Raw genomic sequence first — 25266 nt, 5'->3', positions numbered from 1 at the left:
ACCTTCCGTATCATCGCAGCAAGATGTGCACCGGTGACCTTGGCTTCGCGGCGGCAATGAAGTTTGACCCCGAGGTCTGGATGCCCGGCCAGGATCGATATGTCGAGATAAGCTCCTGCAGCAACTTCGAAGACTTTCAGGCACGAAGGGCAAACATCCGGTACCGTACCAAAGATGGCAAGATCGCCTTCGTCCACACCCTTAACGGCTCAGGACTCGCTGTTGGCAGAACGATGGCTGCAATTCTGGAGAACTACCAGCAGGAAGACGGTAGCGTTAGAGTGCCAGATGTACTGATTCCATACATGGGAACCGACGTTATCCGCTGACGAGGTTCCGCCAAGTGCGAAATCCCCGGTTGTCAATACGAGCCTTCTGGCTCGTTTTGACAACCGGGGATTGTTCTGTAGACTTGTTTCAGAGTGTGGAGGGGTGGCCGAGCGGTTGATGGCACCGCACTTGAAATGCGGCAAGGTTAACGCCTTCGGAGGTTCAAACCCTCTCCCCTCCGCCATTGTATTTACCCAGAAGTGCCCTGTCGGGCATACCGACAGTACAAACGGGAGGCGTGCGTGGGACTAGTCTCTAGTCTGGACCTTGTCATTGTGACCGGCCTGAGTGGTGCCGGCAAGACGAAGACCATGGGATACCTTGAGGACCTTGGGTACTACGCCATGGACAATCTCCCGATTTCTCTCATGAGCCAGTTCCTGGACCTCGCCTCACAGACTGATGGTAGAATCAGCAAGATAGCGGTGGCTCTTGATGTACGCAGCTCAGGGTTCAAGACCCAGTTTCATTCTATGCTCCAGCGGCTCGGAGCGCGCGATATTCATCCTCGTGTCATCTTCCTGGAAGCGTCATCCCGAGTTCTGGTGAACCGCTTCTCCGAGACACGCAGGCGCCATCCACTTCCTGGAAGCACTGTCTCCGAAAGTATCAGGAACGAGATAGAACTGCTTGCAGAGGTGCGGGGACTGTCGAGCGTCATCATTGACACCACCGATCTCACCGTTGGCGAACTGAAGGACCGCGTTCGCGAGGCGATTCTTGGATCGCGGCAATCGCAGACTCTCACCGTCAATATTGTCTCCTTTGGCTACAAGAACGGCCTGCCGATCGACCTGGATCTACTCTTCGACGTTCGCTTCCTGCCCAACCCATACTACAATGGAGACCTCGTACATCGCACAGGCTTCGACAAGGGGGTCATTCTCTATGTCCTTCACGAGCCCTACGCCCGGCAGTTTTTCACTCGCCTGGCCGACTTCGTCGACTTTGTGCTTCCACGTTACCAGGAAGAAGGAAAGAGTTACCTTACAGTCGGCATCGGCTGCACAGGTGGCAGACATCGCTCTGTTGTGATCGCAAACATGCTCTACCACCACCTCAAGCCACGGGCGAAAGTGGTACACGTGTTCCATCGGGACCTCCAAAAGTGAAGGGACACAGGCAGACACTCTGGTACTGGCTCGTTCCCGGCATTCGCGTCAAGAGGTACCTCTTGCTGTTTGTTGCGGGAACAGCGCTTCTTGTTCTCGCAATCGACGGATTGCTTCAGACGCCGGGCACGTCATGGCTGCTGAACCTGCGGCCGTCCGTTCAGCACGTGCTTCGCCGTTTCCTCCCTTCCGGCGCGGTCTCTCCAGTTTTCGCGGTCCTGTGCGGCATCGCCGTGATGGCGTCTGCCTGGCTCATGGTTCTAGCGGCGACCCTCCTCGCCCGTTCTCTGCTGATTGCAGTAACTGGGTCCATTCCCCGGGAATCTTTCGCGCGCACGATCTACCGCTACCGCAAGGCCGAGTCTCTTCCCCGTGTCGTCGTGATCGGTGGGGGAACCGGCATCAAGCCAATCATCGAGTCACTCCGAACGGAGAACGTCAAGCTCACTACTATTGTCACGATGGCAGACAGTGGGGGAAGTACCGGACGCCTGCGTGAGACCACTGGAATGCTGCCTCCGGGTGATTTCCGGAACGCTCTCATCGCCATGGCAGGTGAGTCGACACGCAGTGCCCGCCTCCTCGCCTATCGTTTTCCAGAGCAGCTCGAAGGAATCGGTGGCCACAACGTCGGGAATCTCATGATCGCTGCTCTGAGCGACATCAAGGGAAATTTCGGCGATGCAGTGCAGGAGCTGTCGGAACTCATGCAGTTGCCCGGCCGGGTTCTGCCGATGTCTCTGGACAATATCTCATTGCGGGCACACTTCACCGATGGTACGACGATCGATGGCGAAGACCAGGTCCCCCTCCAAGGCAAGACAATTGACACCATCGAAGTACTGCCACCTCATGCCAAGCCCTTTGTCCCCGCACTCGAGGCGCTGTCTCAGGCGGATTACATCATCATCGGCCCTGGTTCTCTCTTCACAAGCCTGATACCACCGCTGTCCATCGAGGCGACCGCCGACACGATCGTGCGCTCTTCAGCCACAAAGGTGCTGGTCGTGAACGCGATGACCGAACGAGGAGAAACAGAGGGCTACACCGTGGGGATGCACCTTCACAAGGTTGAAGAGGTCCTTGGACGGTCTTGCATCGACATGATCCTGCTGAGCAGCACCCCTATCCCTGCCGAGACGCTGGAGCGGTACGCTTCCGCCGGAGTCAATCCCGTCTTGAATGATCTCCCAAGGAGTCAGCATCCATGGATCGTCGAGGCCGATATCTGCTCAACCGCCGATGGCCTCGTTCGCCACGACCCAGACAAGCTTCGCATCGTACTGAGGTCGCTCCTCGGGCTGTAGAAGCGAATGGCAACGATCGAGTTCCTCAAACAGGAACTGGCAGGGCTGCCTTCGACCGATCCTCTGCTTGAACTGTCCGGAGCCCTCTATGGTGGAAGCTCTCTAGTTCTGCGCCATGGGGGAGCGCTGTCGATCTCCTTTACGTCGAAGAGTCCCTTTATCATGCGCTACGTGCTTTCTCTATCCTCCCGTGCACTGGCCAATTGGCAACCTAGGCAGGCACTTCTCTCGAGAGCCGGTCATAAACTCAGTTTCAGCGTCGACCTTACTCCCGTTCAGGCACAGCAACTGTTCTCTGGACTCAATCCACTGGAGCCCGCTCAGCTTGAGCGGCGTCTTCGGGGGAAACGCGCGGCGGCGGCATTCACCAGGGGCTTCTTCCTCATCTCCGGGTATGCCGCTGTGCAAGGGACACATCTGGAATTCAGCTGCTCCCTGCCTGTGGGGCGCCGGCTCGTCGAACGCTCGCTGACTTCTCTCCGTATGACGCATGGCTCACAGATCCGTCGCGCTTCTGAGATCACCTATCTCAAATCGCGCCAGGACATCATGTCTCTCCTCGCAGCCTGGGGAGCATCAAACTCACTGGTGTCCCTGGAAGAACTGCAGCTGGAGAGGGAAATGGACAATCAGGTCAACCGGTCGGTCAATGCGGAGTTGGGCAATCTGCAGCGTGAGACGAGGGCTGTCGACGAATTGCGGGCGGCCTTCGATCGGACTGACCGTACCTGTCTCTCACCCCGCACGATCGAAGTCGTGCAGGCACGACTGAGGTACCCCGACCTCCCGCTGTCAAAGCTCGCCGACAAGATCCCCGGGTGTATCTCCAAGAGCACCATCCACTATCACATCGCCAAGGTTCTTCAAAATGCGCGGTAGCCAGAAACAGCGACAGCAATTGAGCCTTCGCCAGAAATCCTATCTGGCCACGCGTGGTCTGGTTCTCGAGCAGCCCCTGAGCGATTTCGAAACTCTCATGGATCGGTTCGCTGCCGGCAGCATCGTTGCCGAGAAGCATGCCCGGGCCAATACATCCGATGACACATGGAATGGCGACCTCGACAGCTTTGCAGACCTCGTAGATTCCACTCCTGCAGAGTTGATAGTCGACGAGCTCCTGGACAGGAATCTCATTGACGATTCTCAGGTGGAGTGTGCACGATTCGTCGCCTCGGATCTGGACGAACACGGCTTCTTCACGAAGCAGATTTCGCGTTATGCCTTCTCGATCAATGTTACCACTGCGGAGGTTCGACGGGTCTTGGCCGCCATTCGGACCCTGGAGCCTGCGGGACTCGGCACCACAGACGTCGCCCATGCCTTTGCCCTGCAGATGTCGCGTGTGCTCCCCGATCTTCCGGTGGCTGCCTGTGCGCAGTTCCTGCGCACGCGTCAGCGCTCCGTGTCTCCAGGCGTCATTCGCGCGTGCCTCAGGAAACTTGAGATGGAATGTGATCCGGCCACGTTGCAGCGCATCCTCACCATGCTGGACCCTGAACCCGCCAAGCGGATGACATCTGGACCAACACGTATCATTGCGCCTGACATCATTATCGAGCAGGATTCGCTGACTGGAGCCCTCGTGTGCTCAGTACCCGGACCTGCCTGGAACCTCGCTGTCGACCCCGTAGTGGTGTCATCGGCCCGCAAGGACCCTGAAGCGAGAAAGCAGGTCCTCACAGAGGTCGCCAGAGTCCGGTGGATCGACGATGCCATCGCGGAACGCACGGCGATACTTGCGAAACTGGGGGATACTCTCATTGCTTTGCTTGCTCCGTACCTCGCCAACCAGTCGAACCACCCATCGCGTGTCCCGGTGGAACACCTGATGCAGGCAACCGGGATGTCGAGAACGGTTATGGTCCGCGCACTTTGTCGCAAGTATGTGAAGACTCCGCGTGGAACCTTCAGACTCCGTTCAATGGTGATGGACCGATGGCAGACCGCAGCGGCCCCGGCCAAAGAGGCAGTGGCACTGCTGCTCCAGTCCGGCACGGACTCGAAAGCGATGAGCGACCGGGAGATAGCGGAGCATCTTGCGAGCCAGGATATCCACATCAGTCGACGAACGGTTGCCAAATATCGTCTCTCACTTGGAATCCCTGCTCGATACTTCAGGAACAATTAATTTCCTTCTATTTTCTTTTGGCAGCATTTGCGTATCATGTGTATGCATTACCGTTCCGGTTCAACCGGTGCGGCCAATTTCTCATGGAGGTAGACTATGGCAAAGATTGCGATCAACGGACTCGGCAGAGTGGGCCGCCAAGTATTGAAGCATCTCATCACGCGTTACCCGGAGCTCGAGATTGTTGCCGCCAATGACATCGCGGATGAGCAGACGCTGGCGCACCTTCTCAAATATGACTCGAACTACGGTACCTGGGACATCGATATCGAGGGCAAGGAAGGCGCAATCGTCATCGGTGGCCGCGAAGTCAAGATCTTTCGTGAGAAAGATCCTGCTGCTCTGCCGTGGGGAAAATTGGGTATCGATATCGTCATTGAATCGACTGGAATGTTCACAGATGCTGATAAGGCTCGCGGACATATAACCGCTGGCGCCAAGAAAGTCCTGATCACCGCTCCTGCGAAGGGCGAAGATATTACGATCGTCCTGGGCGTCAACGAGGACCTTCTCGATGTATCCAAGCACAGTATCATCTCCAATGCCTCTTGCACGACAAACTCGCTGGCTCCCGTGGTCAAAGTACTCAATGACAACTGGGGTGTCGAGAAGGGCTACATGACCACCGTCCACAGTTATACGCTGGATCAGCGAATTCTCGATGCTCCGCATAAGGACCTGCGCCGAGCCCGCAATGCTGCTACTAACATCATCCCCACAACGACAGGCGCAAGCAAGGCCGTCGCACTGGTCATTCCAGAGATGAAGGGCAAACTGGATGGTATCTCGTTGCGCGTTCCTACATCAACTGTCTCCATCACCGTGTTCGATGCCATTCTCACCAAGCCAGCCACCAGGGAAGAAATCAACGCGGCCCTCAAAGAGGCTTCTGAGAAGAGGATGAAGGGTTTCCTCGGGTACAATGAACTACCTCTTGTCTCTTCCGACTACCGTGGCACGATCTACTCGGGCATTGTCGATGGCCTTTCCACCAAATCGAGCGGCACGCTCGTGCAAGTTCTGAGCTGGTATGATAATGAGTGGGGTTATAGCGCAAGGGTCGCTGACCTTACGAAGCTCATCGTCACGAAGGCATCCTACTAGGAGGTATCGTGATGACGAAGCGGAGTATCAGGGATCTCGACGTTCAGAACAAGAGAGTGCTTCTGAGAGTCGACTACAACGTCCCTATGTCGAAGGACGGAGCGATTACCGATGACAAGCGCATTCTCGAGACACTGCCGACCATTCGGTACCTGCTCGACAAGAACGCCACTATCATCCTCGTGACACACATGGGTCGTCCCGATGGAAAAATCGTGGAATCGCTGCGGTTGGACAAGATAGCACAGAGGCTATCCGCTCTGCTGGGCAAGCCGGTCAACAAGCTCAATTCTGTTGTCGGCCCCGACGTCACGGAAGCTGTTGCAAATGCCAAGCCAGGCGACATCATCATGCTCGAAAACGTGCGGTTCCTCAAAGAGGAGAAGAACGGCTCCGAGGAACTCGCAAAAAAGCTTGCCGCCCTCGCGGACGTCTACGTGGATGATGCGTTTGCCACTGCTCATCGGCCCGATACCTCGGTTGCCGGCGTACCACAGTTTCTTCCATCGGCAGCCGGTTTCCTGCTCGAGAAGGAGATTGATGTTCTTGAGACGGTCACAACATCTGCCAAGAAACCGTTCATTGCCATCCTGGGCGGCGCAAAGGTCTCCGACAAAATCGGCCTCATCAAGAACCTGCTCACCAAGACCGACGCGATCCTCATTGGTGGCGGCATGGCGTTCACCTTCCTGAAGGCTATGGGATACGCCATTGGGTTCTCCCTTGTGGAAGAAGACTACCTCAAGGTCGCCGACGAGATCATCGAAGCGGCCAAGGCAAAGGGCACCCGTCTCCTCCTCCCGGTGGACGTCATTGTCACAAACGAGATCAAGGCCGGAAGTTCGCACCACATCGTCGATATCGAAGAGATTCCCGCGGATCAGATCGGTGTGGACATCGGTCCAAAGACTATCGAGGCATTCGAGGCAGAGATCGCGAAGGCCAATACCATTATCTGGAACGGACCGATGGGAGTCATCGAGATCGCCGAATTCGCAGAAGGCACCAAGTCTCTCGCACGGGTCATTGCGGCCAGATCAGACGCTCTGACCGTTGCTGGCGGAGGTGAGACCGCCTCGGTCATTGACGCATTGAACCTCCAGAATGATTTCAAGCATGTATCCACCGGTGGCGGCGCGTTCCTGGAATACCTTGAAGGGAAGCAGCTTCCCGGCATCGAAGCCATCGATTCAGCGGACTAGTGCGCTTTGGCACTTGAAATCGAAGCGGCTTTCCGTATAATACCTCTTGTTACCGGAGGTTCACGTTGCTAAAAACCGTTTTGGAAATAGTCATGGCTTTGGTTGCAGTCGGCGATATCCTTGCGATCCTGTTCATGGAACCCAAGGGCAGCGGACTGGGCGCGATTTCAGGCAGTGCAACCATATTCCACTCACGCAAGCCCAAGGATGCTGTCCTTGACCGGCTTGCAGTTGTTCTATCCATCGCATTTGTGGTATTGTCCCTGGCACTGGTAGTCTTCAAGTTCTAGGGAAGCACCAAGCCTCGTGCCGGGGTGGCGGAATTGGCAGACGCGTGCGTTTAAGGGGCGCATGGAGCAATCCGTGTGGGTTCAATTCCCACCCTCGGCACCACTAGTATGTATACCACAATCCAGGGGCGGATAGTTCAGCGGTAGAACGCTTGCCTTACAAGCAAGAAGTCGCAGGTTCGAATCCTGTTTCGCCCACCAGCAGTGCGATATTGTTGCTTGATGGTGGGACCGCTCATCGGGCGAAATGCGCGATGAGCGGTTTCTTTGAAGTAGAGTGCCGAGATAGCTCAGTTGGTAGAGCAGGGGACTGAAAATCCCCGTGTCGACGGTTCAATTCCGCCTCTCGGCACCATTTTTATATCCAGGGTCGATCGTCTCGATCCATGAAACCATTCCCCAGTCTGCCACGTTCGGAAAAGCCATCGCCGCCACAATGCTCTGTGCACCGGGCGGCAACAGGTCTTTCCTCAAGCTGTCAAGCCACGCACTAGCTATGGTTTGTTCTCTGGAGACTCCGCCGCTTTCACCGCCAGTGCAGCCTCGATCCGCTCCTTCTGGACAGCGCAGCCGAGCGCATACGGTTTCAGGAGGGTACCAGTGGTCGCGTAGTTGTTGGCAAGACACCCGCCGCTGCAGTAGAAACGCGCCCAGCAGCTGCCGCACTCCTCTTTGGCAAAGAGAAAGTTGGCGTGAGCGAACTCTGTCACCCGTTCAGGGCGGTTCAGGACCGGCCTCACGAGGACATTGCCCATCCTGTACTCCTGAACGCCGTCAAACTGATGGCAGGGGAACACGTCCCCATTCGGAGCAACAGCCATGTATTCGACACCAGCGCCACATCCATAGATGCGCTTGCTGAGGCATGGCCCTGCTTCGAGATCCAGCTTGAAGTGAAAGAAATCAAACCCCGCACCTGAGCCCAGTTCACTCAGGAAGTACGCGATGAGTTCCTCATACTGGACACGAATTGCCGGCAGGTCACTTGTCTGAAGGGCAAGAGCCGAGTCTGCGGAAAGCACGACAGGCTCCATCGAGATGTACTTGAACCCCAGGCTATGGAGTTCTCGAACGCTCTGGGCAAATGCCAGCGTGTTGCGTGCATACGTTCCCCGCACGAAGTAGCCACCTTCATCGCGCGTTCGCGTGAAGTGCCGTATCCGTTCAACGATGGTATCGAAGGTGCCACGCCCGTCCTTGAAGACACGGTTGGCATCGTTGGCCCTCCGGCCGCCGTCCAGGCTGAGGACAACAGACACATCATTCGCCTCGAGCACCGGGAACATGTCGTCCCGAAGCAATGAGCCGTTGGTCGTCAGCGTGAACCGCCATTTCTTCAGGGGATATGCAGATCGCGCGTACGCCATGGTGTCAACGACAACGTTCCAATTCATGAGCGGCTCACCACCGAAGAAGTCGACCTCGACGTTGTGGTGGACACCGCTCTCGTGCACAAGGAAATCGATTCCTGCGCGGGCAACTTCCCGTGTCATTAACGTTGTATCGCCATGGTAGTCACCCCCATGAGCGAAACAATACACGCATGAAAAATTGCACTCATGCGCGACGTTAAGGCACAGCGACTTCAGTGTCAACACCGATCCGTCCTCTGTAGGCTGTGTTGCCTGCGTGAACAGACATCCTGCAGCGACAAGTTGCTCGAGTTCACCTTCGATTTCGGTGATTGTCTGCGCGTTCAGACCTGTCAACCGTTGGACCGACTCTCCTTCCGTCGAAGGGTCCGCGAGAACCACCTGAAGATAATCGTACACTCGCTCGTCAAGCGAGAAGATCGACCCTGAGGGAACGTCCAGGAGCACAAAAAAACCGCCTCTCTCGAAGAGATGGGCCGAGGCGGGTAGAATACGTGAGAGCGCCACAAGCTACCAGATGAACCGCTCGGGCTTCTTCCTGGTTTCGCAGACTTGGTTACCCACCGTCGAGGACGTCTTACAAGCGGACTTGCAGGGAGTCTGGCACTCACGACACGCCTTCGCAAACTTATCGTCGATGTCAATGGTCTTTGTTGCTACTACCTTGATGAACTTCACAGTGTTACTCCCTTCTCAAATCAAGATTTTGTCCACATAATATCAACGATAAGCAGCCATAAGTCAAGAGGTCCAGCATGAAAACCATCTATCTCGTACGTCACGCCGAAACAACCTGGAATCTGGAGGGCAAAGTCCAGGGCAGTCGCGATACGCCGTTGTCCATCGATGGCCTTGCCCAAACAGTGAAGACTGTGGCATTTCTCTCGGCTCTTCAATTCGATACGATCTTCACGAGTCCACTGACTCGGGCCCGCGCCATCGCGGAACCCGTGGGTGTCAATTTGGGCATCTCACCCATTGTCATGCCCGAGCTTCGGGAGATCGAGTTCGGAGGCTGGGAGGGACATACGTGGAACGAAATAGGGGCCATGTACCCGACAACGCTGGCAGCATGGGAGCTCAAGTCGCTGGAAGCCCGGCCAGATGGCGGCGAGTCCCTGGCTGATGTAGGTCACCGCGCCGAAAAGGTGCGTTCGATGGTCGAATCCAATTCCGGAGAACTATTGCTCGTCGTCGCCCACGGAGGGTTCAATCGTGTCCTCATGTCCGTTCTGCTGGACCTTCCCCTCAGCAGCTATAACAGCTTCACCCAACCAAACGCCTGCATTTCGGTCTTCGAGACCAAGACCAGCAAGTGGCAGGCCAGAGTCATCGACTCGACCTGCCACCTCGCCTAGCTCGATTCCCTCGCGACCTTTCTAAGCCTTCCGGGTCAGCTCGAATCCCCCCTGCAGTGCTCGGAAGTTGGCCTCCAAGGCCTTTGTCGGAACTGTACGAGATAGCGTATCCCGGATTGTCCCAAGCTCCAGAGGAATCAGGCCGGTTCCCATGGCTGCTCCCAGCAAGACAACGTTCGCGGCCTGCGGCAACCCGATTTCCTCGGCCATAGCAGCGGCAGGTACAGCGTAGACCGCCGCAACCTGCGAGCGAAGATAGGCCAGGAGATCCTCCACCGCAGGGTAAGCTATACCTCCCAGCGAGACGCTCACTGGAATGATCGGGCGTACCTCGGTAATGACAACGGTATGGTGGTTGCCCTTTGTGAGTGACCGGACCGTCTCGACTGGCTCAAACCCAATGATGAGGTCTGCCTCGCCCTCCGGGATCATCGGGCTGTGTACGTCTCCCAATCGAAGCTCACACACAACCGAGCCCCCTCGCTGTGCCATGCCGTGAACCTCACTCATGACAGCATCCACGCCAGCAGCAATGGCAGCCCGTGCGATGATACTGGCCCCAGTGATAATCCCTTGACCTCCGACTCCGGCAAAGAACACATTCAGTGAACTCATTTCTTCACCCCGATCGCATGCACTGGACAAACCTGCGAGCACACGCCGCATGCGTCGCACAGCTCCTGGTTGATCTCAGCTTTTCCTTCAGACACAAAGATAGCAGGGCAAGCAACATCATGTACACATGTCAGACAGCCCGTACAGACATCGCAGTCGACCTGAAACGTCTGCCAGATCCCCTTTGCACGCTTCGCACGGTCGAGGAGGAGGCTGCAAACCTGCTTGGACACGATGACGGCGACGCCGTCCACCTGCATGGCTTCCTTGTAGGCCTCGGTAGCCTCGGCCACCCTGTACGGGTTGATAACCTTCACGAATGGAACGCCCATTGCTTTTGCCACCGCTTCAATGCTGATAGCTGGTGCCGGATCACCCACAGCATCTGTCAACATGGACGGATTGGGCTGATGTCCCGTCATCGCGGTCGTCCGGTTGTCCAAGACAGTCAGGACAAACCGATGTTTGTTGTGAATGGCGCTTGCGAGAGCGGACAGCCCGGCATGGAAAAAGGTGCTGTCACCGATAAACGAGAAGACCCTCTGGTCCGTTGCCACGTCGAAGCCACCAGCAGTCCCAACGCTCGATCCCATGGACAGGAGATAGTCCGCTGCGCTGAATGGAGCCGCCATACCGAGCGTGTAGCAGCCGATGTCGGAGGCAAAAACAGGTTCCGGAATCCCCCGTTCACGTATAGCTCCGCGCACAGCGAGGTACGATCCGCGATGAGGACACCCGGGACACAGGACCGGCGGCCGTGACGGAAGGGGCGACGACCAGGGCTGCACCTTGCCCGAAGCAGGCACATGCAATGGTACCCCGAAGTGACTGGCCAATGCCTTTGCCACAACGTCAACATTGAGTTCGTGCACGCGCGGCACGAGGAGTTCCTCCTTGCCACATACCGGTGTCCTGATGCCATGCGACAGGAAATCGGCCTTGATATCGTTTTCCATGAGAGGCTCCAGCTCTTCAACGACAAGCAGCTCTTTGACGCCCGCAGCAAACTCCCGGATCCTGTCGAGCGGCAGCGGATAGGAGAAACCTATCTTGAACACTCGAGCAGAAAGCCCAAGCTCCTTCAGGGCATCAACGACATAGTTGAACGCGCTGCCCACTGTAACGACCCCCGCCCGTCCCCCGACACCTACGTCAACAACGTGGTTCAGCGAAGACGTTTCGCTGAGATGCCGAGCCTCGGCGAGTTTACCCAGCAGCTTAACGTGCATCTTCGAGGAGTTGGCGGGCACCGGTACAAACCTTGCAGGGTCCTTCTCAAAGACCCCTCTCCTCACGACGGGCCTCCGATCGCCGAAAACGACGTCGCCACGCATATGAGCCACACGAGTAGTTGTTCGAAACAGAACCGGAAGCTCCAGTTTCTCCGAGATGTTATAGGCCTCCACCATGTAGTCCTTGGTTTCCTGAGGACTCGAGGGCTCCAGCATGGGCACGTTCGCGAGGCGCGCGTAGTATCTATTGTCCTGTTCATTCTGTGACGAGTGCGTCGATGGATCATCCGCGGAAAGGACGACGAATCCCGCCCTGGTCCCTACGTATGCCGTCGTCATGAAGGAATCTGATGCAACATTCAGTCCAACGTGCTTCATAAACGTGAAGGATCGGACACCACTTGCTGCAGCGGCTGCTGCGACCTCAAGGGCTATCTTCTCGTTCGCGGAGTACTCGAAGTACACTCCTGAGGCTTTCGCCACGATGCTGAACACGTCCCCGATCTCTGACGACGGGGTCCCAGGATAGCTGGCCGCTACACCGATGCCGGCTTCCAGAACACCACGGACAGCAGCTTCGTTGCCAAGCAGCAGCTCGTGATCCCCTGTCTTACCGTCAACTAACGCTTGATATTTCATGTCACCTCCTGACCTCTTTGAGACGCTCTTTTTATAGCATACCGCACCCCCTTCAGCTGTCAAAGAGCGATTGCCCCGTATGTGGTTGTCAACTTGCAGGAAAGAGCCTTTCACCATACACTAAAAATATAGAAGAGGTTTCCTCTTCTCAACCGTTCGACACAAGGAGGAACTGTCATGGAGAAGTGGATTTGCACTGTGTGTGGATACGTGTACGACCCTGCCATCGGTGACAGCACGCAGGAAATCAACCCCGGCGTCAAGTTTGAGGATCTCCCAGCGAGCTGGATCTGCCCGGACTGCGGTGCCGCCAAGGACCTTTTCGAAAAAGCCTGACGGCCAACCGTCACAATGAAGTACCTTATTGCAGGAGGCTGGGCTGCCGGCACAACCGCAGCACAACACCTGCGAAAGCTTGATCTGTCCTCGGAGATCACGGTCGTCGACGCTGAGTCTGTAGCCTATTATCCTCGCCCTGACCTGATCGAGTACCTGGCCGGTCGCAAGTCCAAAGACCAGCTTAGTGTGCACGGGGCGAGCTGGTATGGCGAAAACAGGATAACTCTCATCAGTGGGCGCCGCATCATGCACGTGCACGCCATAGAGCACGAAGTGACGCTCGATGACGGGACTGCGATCTCCTACGACAAGCTGTTGCTGGCAAACGGAGCATCACCCTTTGTGCCGTCCGTGCCCGGCGCCGACCAGGTCGGTGTCTTCACCCTCAGGACACTCGATGATGCAGATGCCTTGCTGGCGCGCATCGTTCCAGATGCGAACGTGGTTGTCGTGGGCGGGGGCCTGCTGGGCCTTGAAGCAGCGAGGGCTTTGGCAGAGCGAGGAATGAGACCATCCGTCATCGAGTTCGCCAGCCGACTATTGCCCAACCAGCTCGACGAACGCTCGGCTGAAATGCTCGTGGAACACCTCCAGGGGTTAGGCGTCACTGCTCTGCTCGGTGCCGAGTCTCAGCAGATTCTCTCCGGGGAACACGGCACGGCAGGCGTCCTCCTCAAGGACGGTCGCCTCGCCCAAGGCGAGTTCGTTTTGTTCTCAACCGGAGTCCGTCCCAACGTCACCGTCGCTCGAGAAGCAGATATCGCCACAGGACGCGGCGTTCAGGTGGATGATTCGATGCAAACATCTGCACCTGACGTCTATGCCGCCGGCGACGTCGTTGAGCACCGCGGACGTGTCTACGGTATCATCCCTCCCTGCCTGGAGCAAGCCAGGGTTGCAGCTCAGAACATGGTTTCACCCGGCACAGCTACGTACGAGGGAAGCATTATGTCGAGTTCGCTCAAGACTTGCGGGATCGACGTCCTCAGCATGGGCAACATCAATCCGACCCTGGAACAACACGTCCAAGTGATCCAGGCGCAGGCGCAACAGGTCTATCGCAAGATCGTCCTGGAGAATGGCATCATCGTCGGCATTATCCTCTACGGAACGACGAACGGAGCGCGCCAGCTACAACAGGCGCTAAGATCGCATACAGATCTCACGGCGTTTCAGGACCGACTGACTGACCCTGACTGGGATTTCGCCGGCATGTAGCATTGGCCCGCGACTGAGCAACAAATGACCTCACACGCGCCTCGCACCACTGCGGGGCGCGTCTCTATATCCCTGAGTCCCAATCGCCCGAGAAGGTCGTCTCGAGAGTCGAGACAACCATGCTGTCGTCCGTCACGATTCCAACTTCACGGTTCTCATCGAGTGAGCCGGCGCTGAGATTATGCGACCCGACATACGCCAGGTGCCCGTCCACCACGACATACTTCGCGTGAAGATACGGAGTCTCGAGATACCGGATGATGACACCTGTCCCTTCCAGCTCCGATCTTGTCACAGCGTTGCTGGCAATGCTCTCCGGTGCTGCAACCAGAACGTGCACTATGACTCCCCGCCCGGCGAGATCCTGCAAGAGCTTGCACGTCTCCGGGTCATCGAGTACCTCGCTTGCGATGTCCACGCTGTGGAACGCTCCTCCCAGCAAGCCAAGAAGACGTTGTCGAGCATTCACAGGGCTGACGACAAGAGACCCGGCAGCACACGGATTTCGCTGTCGATCTGCCGAGAAAATGCGCACCAGGTCTTCCACCACGCTCTGACTGGAAGTCCTGATAAGAATTTCGCGGTTGTTGTCAAAGGCGCTCTTACTGAGATTAGCCGTCATGACCCAGGCAGTGGCCTCGTCAATGACGATGTACTTGGCGTGCGTGAACGAGTAGACCCTGTTACCCCAGTTGGCGTCGATGCCGGCGCTTCTCAGCTCGTTGCGAACGGTCTGGTTCATGGAGAACCCCCCGAACGGCGCTTCCTCCATGAGGACTCGTACATCGCATCCATGCAGCTTGGCAGTCTGCAACGCCTGAACAATCGAAGGGTCAGAGATGAGATAGCACTCCACCAGAACCGACTTTCGTGCGTTCAGAATGTCATCCACGACAAGGCTCCGCACCTGTTCACTAGGTGTCACGACACAAAGGGCCTCGGCACCCAGAGATACGACCGGAGTAACAGAAGCAGGCGCGGCGTCTCGAAAACCCATCCAGCCGAGCCCTAATGCGGCCGCCAGCAGTGCCGCGATAAGTACAGTGAACCACTTAGTCCCTTTTCCTGACATCCTTAGATGATATCAGGCCGACAGCGTCTGGCAAGTGGGGCGTTTGTTTGCCATGTCAGAAAAACGTTGCGCAGCAGCGAGAAACGGCTACAATTGGACGGGAAGCGAAGCACTTTTACCCGCAATCCTGCACGAATAGCTCTTCCTGGAGGAAATCGAAGTGACTAGCGAGCGAACACTCCTGATGGTGAAACCGGACGGCGTACGCCGCGGTCTCATCGGTTTGGTCATAGCGCGCATCGAGCAGAAAGGCCTTGTGATCTCGAACATGCGGATGTTTCGCATGGACGATGCATTCGCGCGGACCTTCTATGCTGAACACGATGGCCGTGACTTCTTTCCCGTCCTGCTTTCGTTCATGACATCCGGCCCCGTCGTTGCCCTTCAAATCGAGTCGCCCAACGCAATAGCGCTTGTTCGAACAACGATCGGGGCAACCCGACCCGAAGACCGACTGCCCGGAACGATTCGAGCAGACTTCTCCACTCAACTGACCGAGAATGTAGTACATGCGTCCGCATCCTCAAGCGATGCAGAACGAGAGTTGGTGCTTGTCTTTGGGAGCTCTCATGCGACTCTCGGCACTGAACACGAATAGATGCCTGGAATCAAAAATCAACCAGAGAGGGGTACGGAAACCATGAGGGAGACAGCTACTGAACTAGAATCCCTGCTACGCGACATCTCATACTGGATCAAGAAGAAGGGGCGCGATGCACTGTCAAGCGTGAAAATCACGCTGCCCCAGTTTCAGGTCCTCCAGCTTGTCTACTTTGGTGAGGCCGTCAACGTCAAAGACCTCACACATCTCACGGGCCTCGCTGCGTCCACGGTCTCAGAGATGGTCGATCGCCTCGTCGAACTCGCCTATGTCACCAAGACACAGAACATACTGGACAAGAGGCAGGTCGTCCTGAAGTGCACGAAGCAGGGAGCCTCGATCATCCGGAAAGTCATCCGGCAGCGTATCCAGAGCGTGCAGGAGGTAACGAAGAATATGAAGCCCGGGTCAGCCAACTCCCTTGTGGCCATGCTGACCGAATTCGTGGAGTCGTGCAAGTAATACTGCGTCCACTATCCCCCGGATCTGGTTGAACCTAGTCCACCGTCCGCTGAATCAAGGCGGCAAGTTTTCGCAGGTCGCTCTGGATGACCTGCACGTACTGAGGATTCCTTAGGGCCGCGGCTGGGTGATATATGGGCATGAAACGCTGTTCATCCTTGACCAGAATCGTGCCGCGCACCTGCCCGATGGAGTATTGTTCGCCAAAGAAGAAGCGCAGCGCCGTATTGCCAAGGAGGCAGATGATCTCTGGCTCCACAATGGCCAACTGGGCATAGAGGTAGAGCGAGCAGGCAGCTACCTCAGAAGGCTCCGGCACTCGGTTGTTCGGGGGCCTGCACTTCACGATATTGCATATGTAGCAGTCTCTGCGACTCAGCCCCTCGGCTATCAACATCCTGTCCAGCAAACGTCCCGCCTGCCCGACAAATGGAATCCCCGACAAGTCCTCCTCACGCCCCGGACCTTCACCCACAAAACAGATGTGGGCATGGGCTGATCCGACGCCTGGGACAGCCTTCGTCCGGGTGGCCCCTAGCTTGCAGTTCTGACAGGACATTACCTCTTCGGCAATTGAAGCCAGGAGAGTCTCTTTCAAGTTAGACACCTGAGGACCCAAAGCCACCGGCCCCCCTCTCGGTCGGCGTCATTTCGTCGACGGCCACAAGACAAACGTTCGGAACCTCTATGAACACCAACTGCGCGATGCGATCTCCCGGGAACACCGAAAACGGGGCGTCGCCAAAGTTCGCCAGTACAACCTTCACTTCGCCACGGTAGTCGCTGTCAATGGTGCCTGGCGAATTGAGGACAAAAACACCGCTTCTGGCTGCCAGGCCGGAGCGACTGCGAACCTGTCCTTCGAGGCCAGGAGGCAACTCAAGTGCCAACCCCGTCCGCACGAGCGCAACGGCGCCAGGCAGGATAGTCAGCTCCCCGTCTTCTGCACTTGCAAGATCATAGCCTGATGACCCTGGCGTTGCGCGCGCCAGCTGTCCTGCGCGTGGAACCAGCCTGCTAACGCCTACACGCAACTCAGAGTTTTTCGGGTCCATGAACAATCGACACTGCCAGCTGGGAGGTGTCAAAAACGTCATCGATGACGCCCAATGCTTCGCCGAGCGTGATCGAGTTGACCTGTTCGGTGACGTCCGCGACCGTCCGTATCCGGTCTCTCATATAGAGCTCGGAGGCGTTTCGGTGCATGCGACGGAAGAAGGATTCCAGCGACAGCAGAAATCCGCCGAGAACAGTCTCCTTGGCATGCTGAAGCTCAGCCATGCTAATCTTGTCCTGCCGCATGTTCTCGATCTCCTCGCGGATGACCTGCTGGACACGCGAAGCGTTCTCGGGCGAACTTTCGGCCGAGACGCCAAGCAATCCAGTATTGCTGAAACTCATGGGAAAAGAACCAATGCTGTAGACAAGAGCCTCCTTCTCGCGGGCCCTCTGGAACAGGCGACTCGACATGTTGCCCCCGAAGATACTGGAGACGAGATTCAGAATGGATCCCTGCTTCGAATATTGGGCGAAGCCGGGGAGCGCCATCGCCATATATACCTGCTCCGTGGGGCGCTCTGTCTCTCTGCAGACAGCAGCCCGGACGGGGATTCCCCACTCGGCCCTGCCTGGTCCCTTCGCAAGCCGCCCAAAGGAATCCTCGAGGAAACGTGCCGATGTCTCGACATCGACGTCTCCCGCAAGGGAAAGAACGATGTCGGGGGCAACAAAATGCCTGTGGAAATAGTCGACAAAGTCGCTCCGCCTGAACGAACGCACTGACTCTACGGTTCCCAGCGGATTCGACGCAACAGGGTCGCTTCCATAGACCCCTTTGAGAAGTTCATCCGTGACGACGTCGTCGGGACTGTCCTCAAATGAGTAGATCTCCTGTTCGATGACTCTGCGCTCAAGCTCGATGGCAGCAGGGTCGAACAAAGGATGCAGGAGGATGTCGGACAGCACATCGAGAGCGAGAGATGTGTGGATTGCCGGAACACGCATATAGAACATCGTGTACTGGGTGTCGGTGAATGCATTCAGCTCACCGCCCACATTCTCGATAGCTGACGAAATCTCAAGTGAACTTCGATGCTCTGTGCCTTTGAACAAGATATGCTCCATGAAGTGACTCAACCCACGCGTATGTTCGTCCTCAAACCGGGAGCCACTAGCAACAAGGGCCCCGACCGCAGCGGTCGGGTGCCCTTTGTCAACGTCAAAAACGACGCGAATGCCGTTGCTGAGCGTTATGACTTCCGGTTTGCGCTCTCCGCTATTGATCACCATGGTGGTGGTCATCGCCAGACTCAGTGGAAGCCTTGTCGGCATTCCCAGCAGCTAGGCCCTTACGGGTCAGAGAAATCTTGCCATCATCCTTGAGAGGCAGGGTTTTTACAAGAATCTGTTCGCCGACCTTGAGCACGGAATGGATGTCCTTGACATATGAGTCCGATATCTGTGAGACGTGCAGCAGGCCAGACTTGCCGGGTGCGATTTCTACGAAAGCGCCAAAGTCGCGCAACTCGGTGACCTTGCCCATGTAGACCTTACCCACAACAATATCCTCGGTAATCGCGTTGATCGCATCCATTGCAATCTGACCCTTGGCTCCGTCTGGTGCAGTCACAAACACTGAGCCATCATCCTCAATGTCGATGTCACACCCGGTGTCGGCAATGATCTTCTTGATGACCTTGCCACCAGGGCCGATGAGAGCCCCGATCTTGTCTCCGGGAATATGCATCGTGAAGATGCGCGGAGCCAGCGGATTGACTTCACCACGAGGAGCAGGAAGAACCGACAGCATCTTGTCCAGAATGAAGAGGCGCGCAGTGCGGGCATGATCCAGCGCTGCAGACAGCAGATCGCTGTCGACACTGTGAATCTTGATGTCCATCTGCAATGCCGTGATACCCTTCGCAGTGCCCGCGACCTTGAAGTCCATGTCGCCATTGGCATCCTCAGCTCCCTGGATATCGGTCAGGATGACACTCTTGTCGCCCTCTTTCATCAGGCCCATCGCAATGCCGGCAACCGGCGCCGTGATCGGCACTCCAGCATCCATAAGAGCCAAGGTACTGCCACAAATGGAAGCCTGTGACGTCGAGCCATTCGACTCAAGCACCTCAGAGACAACGCGAATCGAGTATGGGAACTCGCTCTCATCAGGAATAACGGGCAACAGCGCTCTCTCTCCCAGTGCACCGTGGCCAATCTCGCGACGCCCAGGCCCTCGCATGGGACGGGTCTCGCCCACCGAGAAGGGAGGGAAGTTGTAATAGTGCATGTAGTGCTTTGTAACCTCTTCCTCGAGGCTCTCGACCAACTGACCCTCTTTCTTTCCTCCGAGGGTGACAATCGAAAGAACCTGCGTCTGACCTCGGGAAAACAACCCCGAGCCATGGCTCATCGGAAGAACACCAACATCGACCCCAATGGGCCGAATCTCTTCAGGAGCGCGACCATCGATACGCACGCCTTCAGTCACGACACGATGACGGATGAAATGCTTGATCTCCGCGTCAAGAACCTCGCCGATGGCCAGACCACTTTCAGGGTACTTCGCCAGCAATTCGGTGGCAAGTTCGCCCTTGAACTCATCAAGGATCTTCTCCTTCTTCAGCTTCTCCTTGTCTTTAAGTACCAGAGGAAGACGCTCCATAACCATGGAACGAGCTTCGTTCTGGATAGCTGCATCAAACTTCAGCTCGGGGACGACGATCTTCTCCTTGCCAGCCTGAACGCGAAGCTCTTCCTCCATGCGGCATGTCTCTTTGATCGGTTCCTGTGCCAGTACCAAGGCCTCAACCATCTCTGCTTCACTAATCTCGCGAGCCCCGGATTCGACCATGAGAATGCCATTGGCCGTTCCAGACACGATAAGATCGAGTATGCTTTCGTCGATCGCAGAAGAGGAAGGGTTGAAAACAAGTTCACCATTGATCTTGCCGACCCTCACTGCCGCGACTGCGTCAACGAACGGGGCATTGCTGATAAGCGCCGCCGCCGATACCGCGTTGATGGCCAACACGTCCGGCGAATTCTCTCCATCGGCAGACAGTACGTAGACGATGACCTGCACTTCCCGACGGAAGTGTTTGGGAAACAGAGGACGAATCGACCGGTCGATGAGTCGCGAACGAAGAATCTCGCGCTCACTGGGACGTCCTTCTCTCTTGTAGAATCCACCCGGGATCTTCCCGGCTGCATACATTTTCTCAAAATAGTCAACAGTCAGGGGAAAGAAGTCGAGTCCTTCCTTCGCACTATTGCTGACAGTAACTGCGGCGAGCACGACAGTGCCACCCATGGTCGCCAGAACAGCTCCGCCGGCCTGCTTAGCCAGACGTCCAGTTTCATACGTGACAGGCTTGCCTGCAATACTACCGCGAACGGTCTTTATCTCATTATTCTCCAACATTGGCTCCTACTTGCGGATTCCCAGCCGCTTGATCAATGAAGCATAACGGTCCTCGTCGACGCGTCTTAGACTGCTGAGGAGTCTCCGGCGCTCTCCGACCAGCTTGTAGAGCCCACGCTTGGAACTGAAATCCTTCCGATGGCTCTGAAGATGCTCTGTAAGCGCAAGAATGCGCTTCGATAGCATCGCTACCTGAACTTCAAACGAGCCGGTATCGTCTTCACTGAGTTTGAACTCACCGATAATCTTTGACTTCTCTTCGGCTGTAAGCATGTTGTACCTCCAAGGTGTCCCATGACCCAGTCTCACGTCCAGCCGGAACGAGGGACCGAGTGCGGGAGAAATGTACTAGAATTGTACCAGAAACGCAGAACAAGTAAAGGAAAACCGGTCAACAAAAGGCTTCACTTTGCCATTCCCTGGCGGCCGTCGACAGACCCAAGGATGGCACGCGCCCTGAGTACGTCGCGCGAAATCTGTTTCACTAGCGCGGCCGGCGAGGCAAAATGCACCTCCTCGCGAAGGTGGGCCGCAAACTGTACAGACACCAGATGCCCATATACTTGCCGGTCAAAGTCGAACAGATGTACTTCGACGGTTCGCCTCGATGCGGCAACGATCGTCGGACGAACGCCAATATTGCAGACGCCATTCACAATTACCCCATCTACCACAGCTCGTACCGCATATACACCATTGCCGGGGAGCAATTTCACCGGATCGGGCACCTCGACATTTGCTGTCGGGAAACCAAGGCGCCCGCCCATCTGGTTTCCGGTGACGATAACTCCCTCAATGGAGTAAGAACGACCGAGGAGCCTTGCTGCGCGTTCCACGTCACCCTCCGCGATGGACGTGCGGATAATCGAGCTGGAGCACGGTTCCCCGTCGACCATCACTGGGGCAACGATGATAAGTCTGCGCCCCGCGTTGTCGAGGATTCGGGACATCATCTCCGCGTCGCCGACGCGGCCCTTGCCGAAATGGAAGTCCCGACCTACGACAACAACACGTGCATTCAGGCGGCTGATAAGGATCTCACTTACGAAGGCCTCAGCAGGCAATCCCTGGAAACGAGCCGAGAAATCCTCGAGGACAATGGAGTCGACCCCGGTCTTCTCAGCAAATTCAACACGCTCGCTGTTCGTCGTCAGGAGACCCTGGATACCCCGAGTCGTTAGTTTCGGGTTCCGTCGGAAGGTATAGATAACAGTGGCAAGAGATGCTTCATGACCGCAATCGACAAGCTCCCGGACAATCCGCTGGTGACCGACGTGAAAACCGTCGAAGGCCCCTACCGCGATAGCGGAAGCGATCCCAGGAAACTCCGAAGACGACAGATAGATACTGCTCACTCGCTGAACACTTTCAGCGGCCATGCCTTCCCGGTCCTGCCTGCCGCCACACCACCCAGTCGACCATCGGGACACTTCACCATAGCGGTGGTTCCGTCCCCCATGTCGCAGTCCACGGCCAGCCCATGCACAAATGCGCTCCACTGCACATCGTTAAGAGATATCTGTGGCAGTGTCGACAGAAGACCAGCGTCTGTCTCGCCCCACGTGAGAAATGACAGGTCACCCGCCTGCACCCTGCGCCGCAGCGTTGCCAGTGACAGTGTGTCACTAACGCCAAACCCGTGAGCTCCAGTACGCAGGAGTCGCCCCATGCATCCACCACACCCCAGGATAGCTCCCACATCCCGACAGAATCCACGCACATAAAAGCCCGGGGTCACCGTCATGCGAAATACGATACGACGAAGATCAGCGTCCTGCCGCTCCTGAAGCACACTGAACCGCCGCACCGTTACCGGGACCGGAGCAAAATCGATGAGGCGGCCCTGACCTCGCATTGCCTTGTATCCTCGTACGCCATCCTGGTGCTTGGCTGAAACGTGCGGGGGAACCTGCTCCGTCTGTGCTGTCACGCTTTCGATAGCTTCCTTCACGACCACATCCTCGAGACCCGTGGCACCCCTGCGCTCAATAACTTCCCCCTCCATGTCGTCGGTGATCGTGGTGATCCCCAGAACGAGCTCGCCGACATACTCCTTTTCGCTCGGCGGAAGAAAGGAGATGAGCTTCGTTGCAGAGCCAACAGCAACAGGAAGCACTCCCATTGCGGGCACATCCAGCGTTCCCAGAAAGCCGGCCTTGTCCGCGCTCAGAATCCCCTTGACGACGCGCAGAGCGCCAGCACTGCTCAAGCCGCTGGGTTTGAACAGCGCAAAGAAGCCTTCAGGATGTGAGGTACTCACAGGTCGGACGCCAAGTCGCAAGCGTGGATGCCTGTTGTGCCCCAGGTTGGACTCATCATGGCAGCCATGCGTCCGCTACGGTCCCTTCTGCACAATAGCATCAACCGAAGACGGCGTCACCATAGCAGAAACAACTCCCTGTGTCAGCCCGTCCACTGAGACTGCGTAGCTACCATCAGCGAGCGCAGGCTGGCTAACATCGACATATGTCTTGATCTGGGAAGAATGAAGAGCCATGACGACGGAATTCGTCCCGCTGATGAGGACTGATGCGGACGTTGTACTAAGGGACACCTGCCATCCCGACCCAGCTCCTCGAACCTCGATCGGCACGTCCGGGATAGCAAGAACGACAACCTGCTCGATGACGACATGACTTGACACGGCCTTGCTTCCACCCAAAAGCGAGACTCCCTGCGGAAGGACCAAGTTGACTTGTTTCGTGAGAGATACCGATTCGCCTGAGACGTCAACCGCAACCGTTGAAACCGCCTGAACCCGACTGAGCACCGCTGCCGTTCCCGTGACCATGACTATTGCTGGGGTGCATGAGCCGCTTGCCACGGCGTATCCACTCATCGGATGCCCGATGACAGTCGGAATGACCGGCACCGTCTTCACGGTTGCAGCATCAAGAATCGGCAGAATAGCAACTGCCGACCGCGGAGACAACAGCACGCCCTCAACTACATTACCGCTAGCATCATAGGCAACGACGTCCCCAGCAATCGTGAGATTGCCGCCTGTGGCCGCTCCTAGTTTGTCCAATGCAACGACCAGCGCTGCATCCTTCACTTGACTCACGAGCGAACCGGGACCCGATACCTCGATGGACCCAGGCTCAATCCGGAGGGTCCCGAGGACCAGACTCAGGGGTAGGGTGCCGCTCACTTCTGCGTGGACAGGGACAGTGATCGTCTCAAGGCGCTCAAGCTGGACATTGACTTCGTTGGGAGCAACGGTCTCCACTGTCACGCCAGTAAGCCCAACAACCTGGGCTTGAACCGATGTAATGAAGGAGCCCTCGCTTCTTCCCCGTAAATCGACCGTAGGTGTCACATAGCCACCCGTGATGTTCCAGAGCGTATTCATGGGACCACTCAGCGTAACAGTAACCGTCGGGAGCGTGCCCGCCAGTACGTATCCCTGAGGTACATTCACTGCCATCAACTGGGCCTCTACGGATTTCGTCGTGTTGGGACCCCGGATGCCAACGACGTAGACCCAGAGCAGAACGGCCAGGAGCACAGAGATGATCTTGGAGTTGAACAACATAGCGCCGATATTACGCTTGGCCATCTCCACCTCCCTGTTGTTCGTTGGACTTCCGTCTACGGAAGAATCCGGCCAAGTTGAACCTGTGCTCGCTGGCTATGGGCTTTGTCATGACCAGCAGCATTCCTCTGAGTTCAAGTGGGCTCAGATAGCGTGTCAATTTACCGCGTACTGCAAGAGAAATGACTCCCGTCTGCTCAGATACGACGACAACAATGGAGTCAGTCTCCTCCGTAATACCGATGGCAGCACGGTGCCTTGTTCCAAGTCCACGTTCCAGGTCCGCGCTTGCAGTCAACGGGAATAGACACCTCGCAGCAACGACACGATTGCTCGCTATGATGACACCACCATCATGGAGCGCGCTGTTGGGGTAGAAAAGCGTGGACAGTGTTTCGGCTCTCACCAGAGCGTCAAGCCGGACTCCCGTTTCGACATAGTCTTCGAGACCCGTTTGTCTTTGCAGGCAGATGAGTGCCCCGATCCGGTTCATCGACAGGTACTTGACACTCTTCACAATCTCGTCAACAGACTCTTCCCAGTCATGGACGTCCGTGAACTGGGTGTGCGTGTCAGATGACACCAGCTTGCTGCTGCCAAGTCGACCGAGCATCCGTCGCAGTTCTGGCTGGAAGACCATGACAAGCAGCAGCGGAAGGAACGACGTCGAGAAACTGCGCAACCAACTGAATACACTGTTGAGAGCCAGCAGCCCAGCTTTGAGACTAAGCCACTCGACTCCGAACACGAGCAGATAGTAGATCACGAGACCTTGAGCCAACTGCAGTGCACGCGTGTTTGAGATGAGTCTCAGGACAGCGTAGAAGAGAAGGGATGTCAGAGCGACGTCGATGACGATAGAAATGCCTCGTCCTAGCGTAAGATTCACGAACAGGTCAGCAAAAAACCTCTGCAGGAAAACCATA

The 25266-nt window shown here is 56.5% G+C and carries 27 protein-coding genes and 4 tRNA genes; 17 read left to right on the top strand and 14 right to left on the bottom strand.

Features of this window, described 5'->3' with window-relative positions; genetic code table 11:
* From SMC3_RS09695 to SMC3_RS03110, 12 genes are all read left to right on the top strand, one after another.
* Positions 1 to 329: aminoacyl--tRNA ligase-related protein (locus SMC3_RS09695; protein WP_320409441.1), on the top strand; the 329-nt coding region annotated here is incomplete at its 5' end.
* Positions 330 to 426: 97 nt separating this feature from the next.
* Positions 427 to 514: transfer RNA gene (locus SMC3_RS03160), tRNA-Ser, on the top strand.
* A gap of 58 nt (positions 515 to 572) precedes the next feature.
* The gene (rapZ, locus tag SMC3_RS03155) at positions 573 to 1442 is read left to right on the top strand and encodes an RNase adapter RapZ (protein ID WP_165846536.1); all 870 of its coding nucleotides are present in this window, start codon (positions 573 to 575) and stop codon (positions 1440 to 1442) included.
* A complete protein-coding gene (locus SMC3_RS03150) occupies positions 1439 to 2749 on the top strand; it encodes a gluconeogenesis factor YvcK family protein (RefSeq protein ID WP_119087319.1) in 1311 nt (436 codons plus the stop codon). The genes rapZ and SMC3_RS03150 overlap by 4 nt, the downstream gene beginning before the upstream one ends.
* Positions 2750 to 2755: 6 nt before the next feature.
* Positions 2756 to 3628: a DNA-binding protein WhiA gene (whiA, locus tag SMC3_RS03145; RefSeq protein ID WP_119087318.1), complete on the top strand. Its 873-nt coding sequence runs from the start codon at positions 2756 to 2758 to the stop codon at positions 3626 to 3628.
* Positions 3618 to 4877, top strand: coding sequence for a hypothetical protein (locus SMC3_RS03140; RefSeq protein WP_119087317.1), 1260 nt, complete (start codon positions 3618 to 3620; stop codon positions 4875 to 4877). Before whiA ends, SMC3_RS03140 begins: the two co-directional genes overlap by 11 nt.
* Before the next feature lie 96 nt (positions 4878 to 4973).
* Entirely contained in the window at positions 4974 to 5981 is a 1008-nt protein-coding gene (gap, locus tag SMC3_RS03135) for a type I glyceraldehyde-3-phosphate dehydrogenase (protein WP_119087316.1), read from the top strand.
* 11 nt (positions 5982 to 5992) lie between these two features.
* Positions 5993 to 7183 carry a phosphoglycerate kinase gene (locus SMC3_RS03130; protein ID WP_119087315.1) on the top strand — a complete coding sequence of 397 codons (1191 nt, stop codon included), beginning with the start codon at positions 5993 to 5995 and terminating at the stop codon, positions 7181 to 7183.
* 65 nt (positions 7184 to 7248) lie between these two features.
* Entirely contained in the window at positions 7249 to 7473 is a 225-nt protein-coding gene (gene secG / locus SMC3_RS03125; protein ID WP_126850780.1) for a preprotein translocase subunit SecG, read from the top strand.
* 18 nt (positions 7474 to 7491) lie between these two features.
* Positions 7492 to 7576: transfer RNA gene (locus tag SMC3_RS03120), tRNA-Leu, on the top strand.
* A gap of 23 nt (positions 7577 to 7599) precedes the next feature.
* Positions 7600 to 7674: transfer RNA gene (locus SMC3_RS03115), tRNA-Val, on the top strand.
* Positions 7675 to 7752: 78 nt separating this feature from the next.
* Positions 7753 to 7828, top strand: a tRNA-Phe gene (locus tag SMC3_RS03110).
* Between the two features lie 139 nt (positions 7829 to 7967).
* Here SMC3_RS03110 and scfB read toward each other — a convergent pair.
* Both scfB and scfA read right to left on the bottom strand, forming a co-directional pair.
* Entirely contained in the window at positions 7968 to 9353 is a 1386-nt protein-coding gene (scfB, locus tag SMC3_RS03105; RefSeq protein WP_119086901.1) for a thioether cross-link-forming SCIFF peptide maturase, read from the bottom strand.
* Positions 9354 to 9356: 3 nt separating this feature from the next.
* Positions 9357 to 9524, bottom strand: coding sequence for a six-cysteine ranthipeptide SCIFF (gene scfA / locus SMC3_RS03100; RefSeq protein WP_119086900.1), 168 nt, complete (start codon positions 9522 to 9524; stop codon positions 9357 to 9359).
* 77 nt (positions 9525 to 9601) lie between these two features.
* Here scfA and SMC3_RS03095 point away from each other — a divergent pair, with 77 nt between their 5' ends.
* Entirely contained in the window at positions 9602 to 10204 is a 603-nt protein-coding gene (locus tag SMC3_RS03095) for a histidine phosphatase family protein (protein ID WP_119086899.1), read from the top strand.
* 21 nt (positions 10205 to 10225) lie between these two features.
* Here the strand turns inward: SMC3_RS03095 and SMC3_RS03090 are convergent, their stop codons facing one another.
* Both SMC3_RS03090 and iorA read right to left on the bottom strand, forming a co-directional pair.
* A complete protein-coding gene (locus SMC3_RS03090; RefSeq protein WP_165846534.1) occupies positions 10226 to 10819 on the bottom strand; it encodes an indolepyruvate oxidoreductase subunit beta in 594 nt (197 codons plus the stop codon).
* Complete coding sequence (iorA, locus tag SMC3_RS03085; RefSeq protein WP_119089812.1) at positions 10816 to 12690, bottom strand: indolepyruvate ferredoxin oxidoreductase subunit alpha; 1875 nt, start codon at positions 12688 to 12690, stop codon at positions 10816 to 10818. The genes SMC3_RS03090 and iorA overlap by 4 nt, the downstream gene beginning before the upstream one ends.
* A 177-nt stretch (positions 12691 to 12867) precedes the next feature.
* On the opposite strand from iorA, the gene SMC3_RS03080 reads away from it, so the two are divergent.
* A complete protein-coding gene (locus SMC3_RS03080; RefSeq protein ID WP_119086898.1) occupies positions 12868 to 13026 on the top strand; it encodes a rubredoxin in 159 nt (52 codons plus the stop codon).
* A 15-nt stretch (positions 13027 to 13041) separates the two neighbouring features.
* Complete coding sequence (locus tag SMC3_RS03075) at positions 13042 to 14247, top strand: NAD(P)/FAD-dependent oxidoreductase (RefSeq protein ID WP_119086897.1); 1206 nt, start codon at positions 13042 to 13044, stop codon at positions 14245 to 14247.
* 64 nt (positions 14248 to 14311) lie between these two features.
* Here the strand turns inward: SMC3_RS03075 and SMC3_RS03070 are convergent, their stop codons facing one another.
* Positions 14312 to 15139, bottom strand: coding sequence for a phospholipase D-like domain-containing protein (locus SMC3_RS03070; protein WP_207799648.1), 828 nt, complete (start codon positions 15137 to 15139; stop codon positions 14312 to 14314).
* A 340-nt stretch (positions 15140 to 15479) separates the two neighbouring features.
* Here SMC3_RS03070 and ndk point away from each other — a divergent pair, with 340 nt between their 5' ends.
* Both ndk and SMC3_RS03060 read left to right on the top strand, forming a co-directional pair.
* A complete protein-coding gene (ndk, locus tag SMC3_RS03065; RefSeq protein WP_119086895.1) occupies positions 15480 to 15917 on the top strand; it encodes a nucleoside-diphosphate kinase in 438 nt (145 codons plus the stop codon).
* Positions 15918 to 15959: 42 nt separating this feature from the next.
* The gene (locus tag SMC3_RS03060) at positions 15960 to 16382 is read left to right on the top strand and encodes a MarR family winged helix-turn-helix transcriptional regulator (protein WP_165846533.1); all 423 of its coding nucleotides are present in this window, start codon (positions 15960 to 15962) and stop codon (positions 16380 to 16382) included.
* A 34-nt stretch (positions 16383 to 16416) separates the two neighbouring features.
* Here the strand turns inward: SMC3_RS03060 and SMC3_RS03055 are convergent, their stop codons facing one another.
* The 9 genes from SMC3_RS03055 to cdaA form a co-directional block, all read right to left on the bottom strand.
* On the bottom strand, positions 16417 to 16980 hold the full coding sequence (locus SMC3_RS03055; protein ID WP_207799647.1) for a uracil-DNA glycosylase: 564 nt from the start codon (positions 16978 to 16980) through the stop codon (positions 16417 to 16419).
* Position 16981: 1 nt separating this feature from the next.
* Positions 16982 to 17437: a dUTP diphosphatase gene (gene dut, locus SMC3_RS03050; RefSeq protein ID WP_119086893.1), complete on the bottom strand. Its 456-nt coding sequence runs from the start codon at positions 17435 to 17437 to the stop codon at positions 16982 to 16984.
* Entirely contained in the window at positions 17418 to 18683 is a 1266-nt protein-coding gene (locus SMC3_RS03045; protein WP_165846532.1) for a M16 family metallopeptidase, read from the bottom strand. The genes dut and SMC3_RS03045 overlap by 20 nt, the downstream gene beginning before the upstream one ends.
* The gene (locus tag SMC3_RS03040) at positions 18658 to 20805 is read right to left on the bottom strand and encodes a polyribonucleotide nucleotidyltransferase (protein ID WP_119086891.1); all 2148 of its coding nucleotides are present in this window, start codon (positions 20803 to 20805) and stop codon (positions 18658 to 18660) included. The genes SMC3_RS03045 and SMC3_RS03040 overlap by 26 nt, the downstream gene beginning before the upstream one ends.
* A 6-nt stretch (positions 20806 to 20811) precedes the next feature.
* Complete coding sequence (gene rpsO, locus SMC3_RS03035; protein WP_119085079.1) at positions 20812 to 21078, bottom strand: 30S ribosomal protein S15; 267 nt, start codon at positions 21076 to 21078, stop codon at positions 20812 to 20814.
* 131 nt (positions 21079 to 21209) lie between these two features.
* Positions 21210 to 22184, bottom strand: coding sequence for a bifunctional riboflavin kinase/FAD synthetase (locus SMC3_RS03030; RefSeq protein WP_119086890.1), 975 nt, complete (start codon positions 22182 to 22184; stop codon positions 21210 to 21212).
* The gene (locus tag SMC3_RS03025) at positions 22157 to 23065 is read right to left on the bottom strand and encodes a tRNA pseudouridine synthase B (RefSeq protein WP_126850779.1); all 909 of its coding nucleotides are present in this window, start codon (positions 23063 to 23065) and stop codon (positions 22157 to 22159) included. The genes SMC3_RS03030 and SMC3_RS03025 overlap by 28 nt, the downstream gene beginning before the upstream one ends.
* 75 nt (positions 23066 to 23140) lie before the next feature.
* The gene (locus SMC3_RS03020; RefSeq protein WP_119086888.1) at positions 23141 to 24364 is read right to left on the bottom strand and encodes a YbbR-like domain-containing protein; all 1224 of its coding nucleotides are present in this window, start codon (positions 24362 to 24364) and stop codon (positions 23141 to 23143) included.
* Complete coding sequence (cdaA, locus tag SMC3_RS03015; protein WP_119086887.1) at positions 24351 to 25265, bottom strand: diadenylate cyclase CdaA; 915 nt, start codon at positions 25263 to 25265, stop codon at positions 24351 to 24353. Before cdaA ends, SMC3_RS03020 begins: the two co-directional genes overlap by 14 nt.
* Position 25266 lies beyond the last annotated feature (1 nt).

It is taken from the genome of Candidatus Cryosericum hinesii, from assembly GCF_003570985.1.
GTDB classification, from domain to species: Bacteria; Caldisericota; Caldisericia; order Cryosericales; family Cryosericaceae; genus Cryosericum; species Cryosericum hinesii.
The sequence above is the reverse complement of the archived record's forward strand: the minus strand, read 5'-3'. Positions and strand labels throughout refer to the sequence as shown.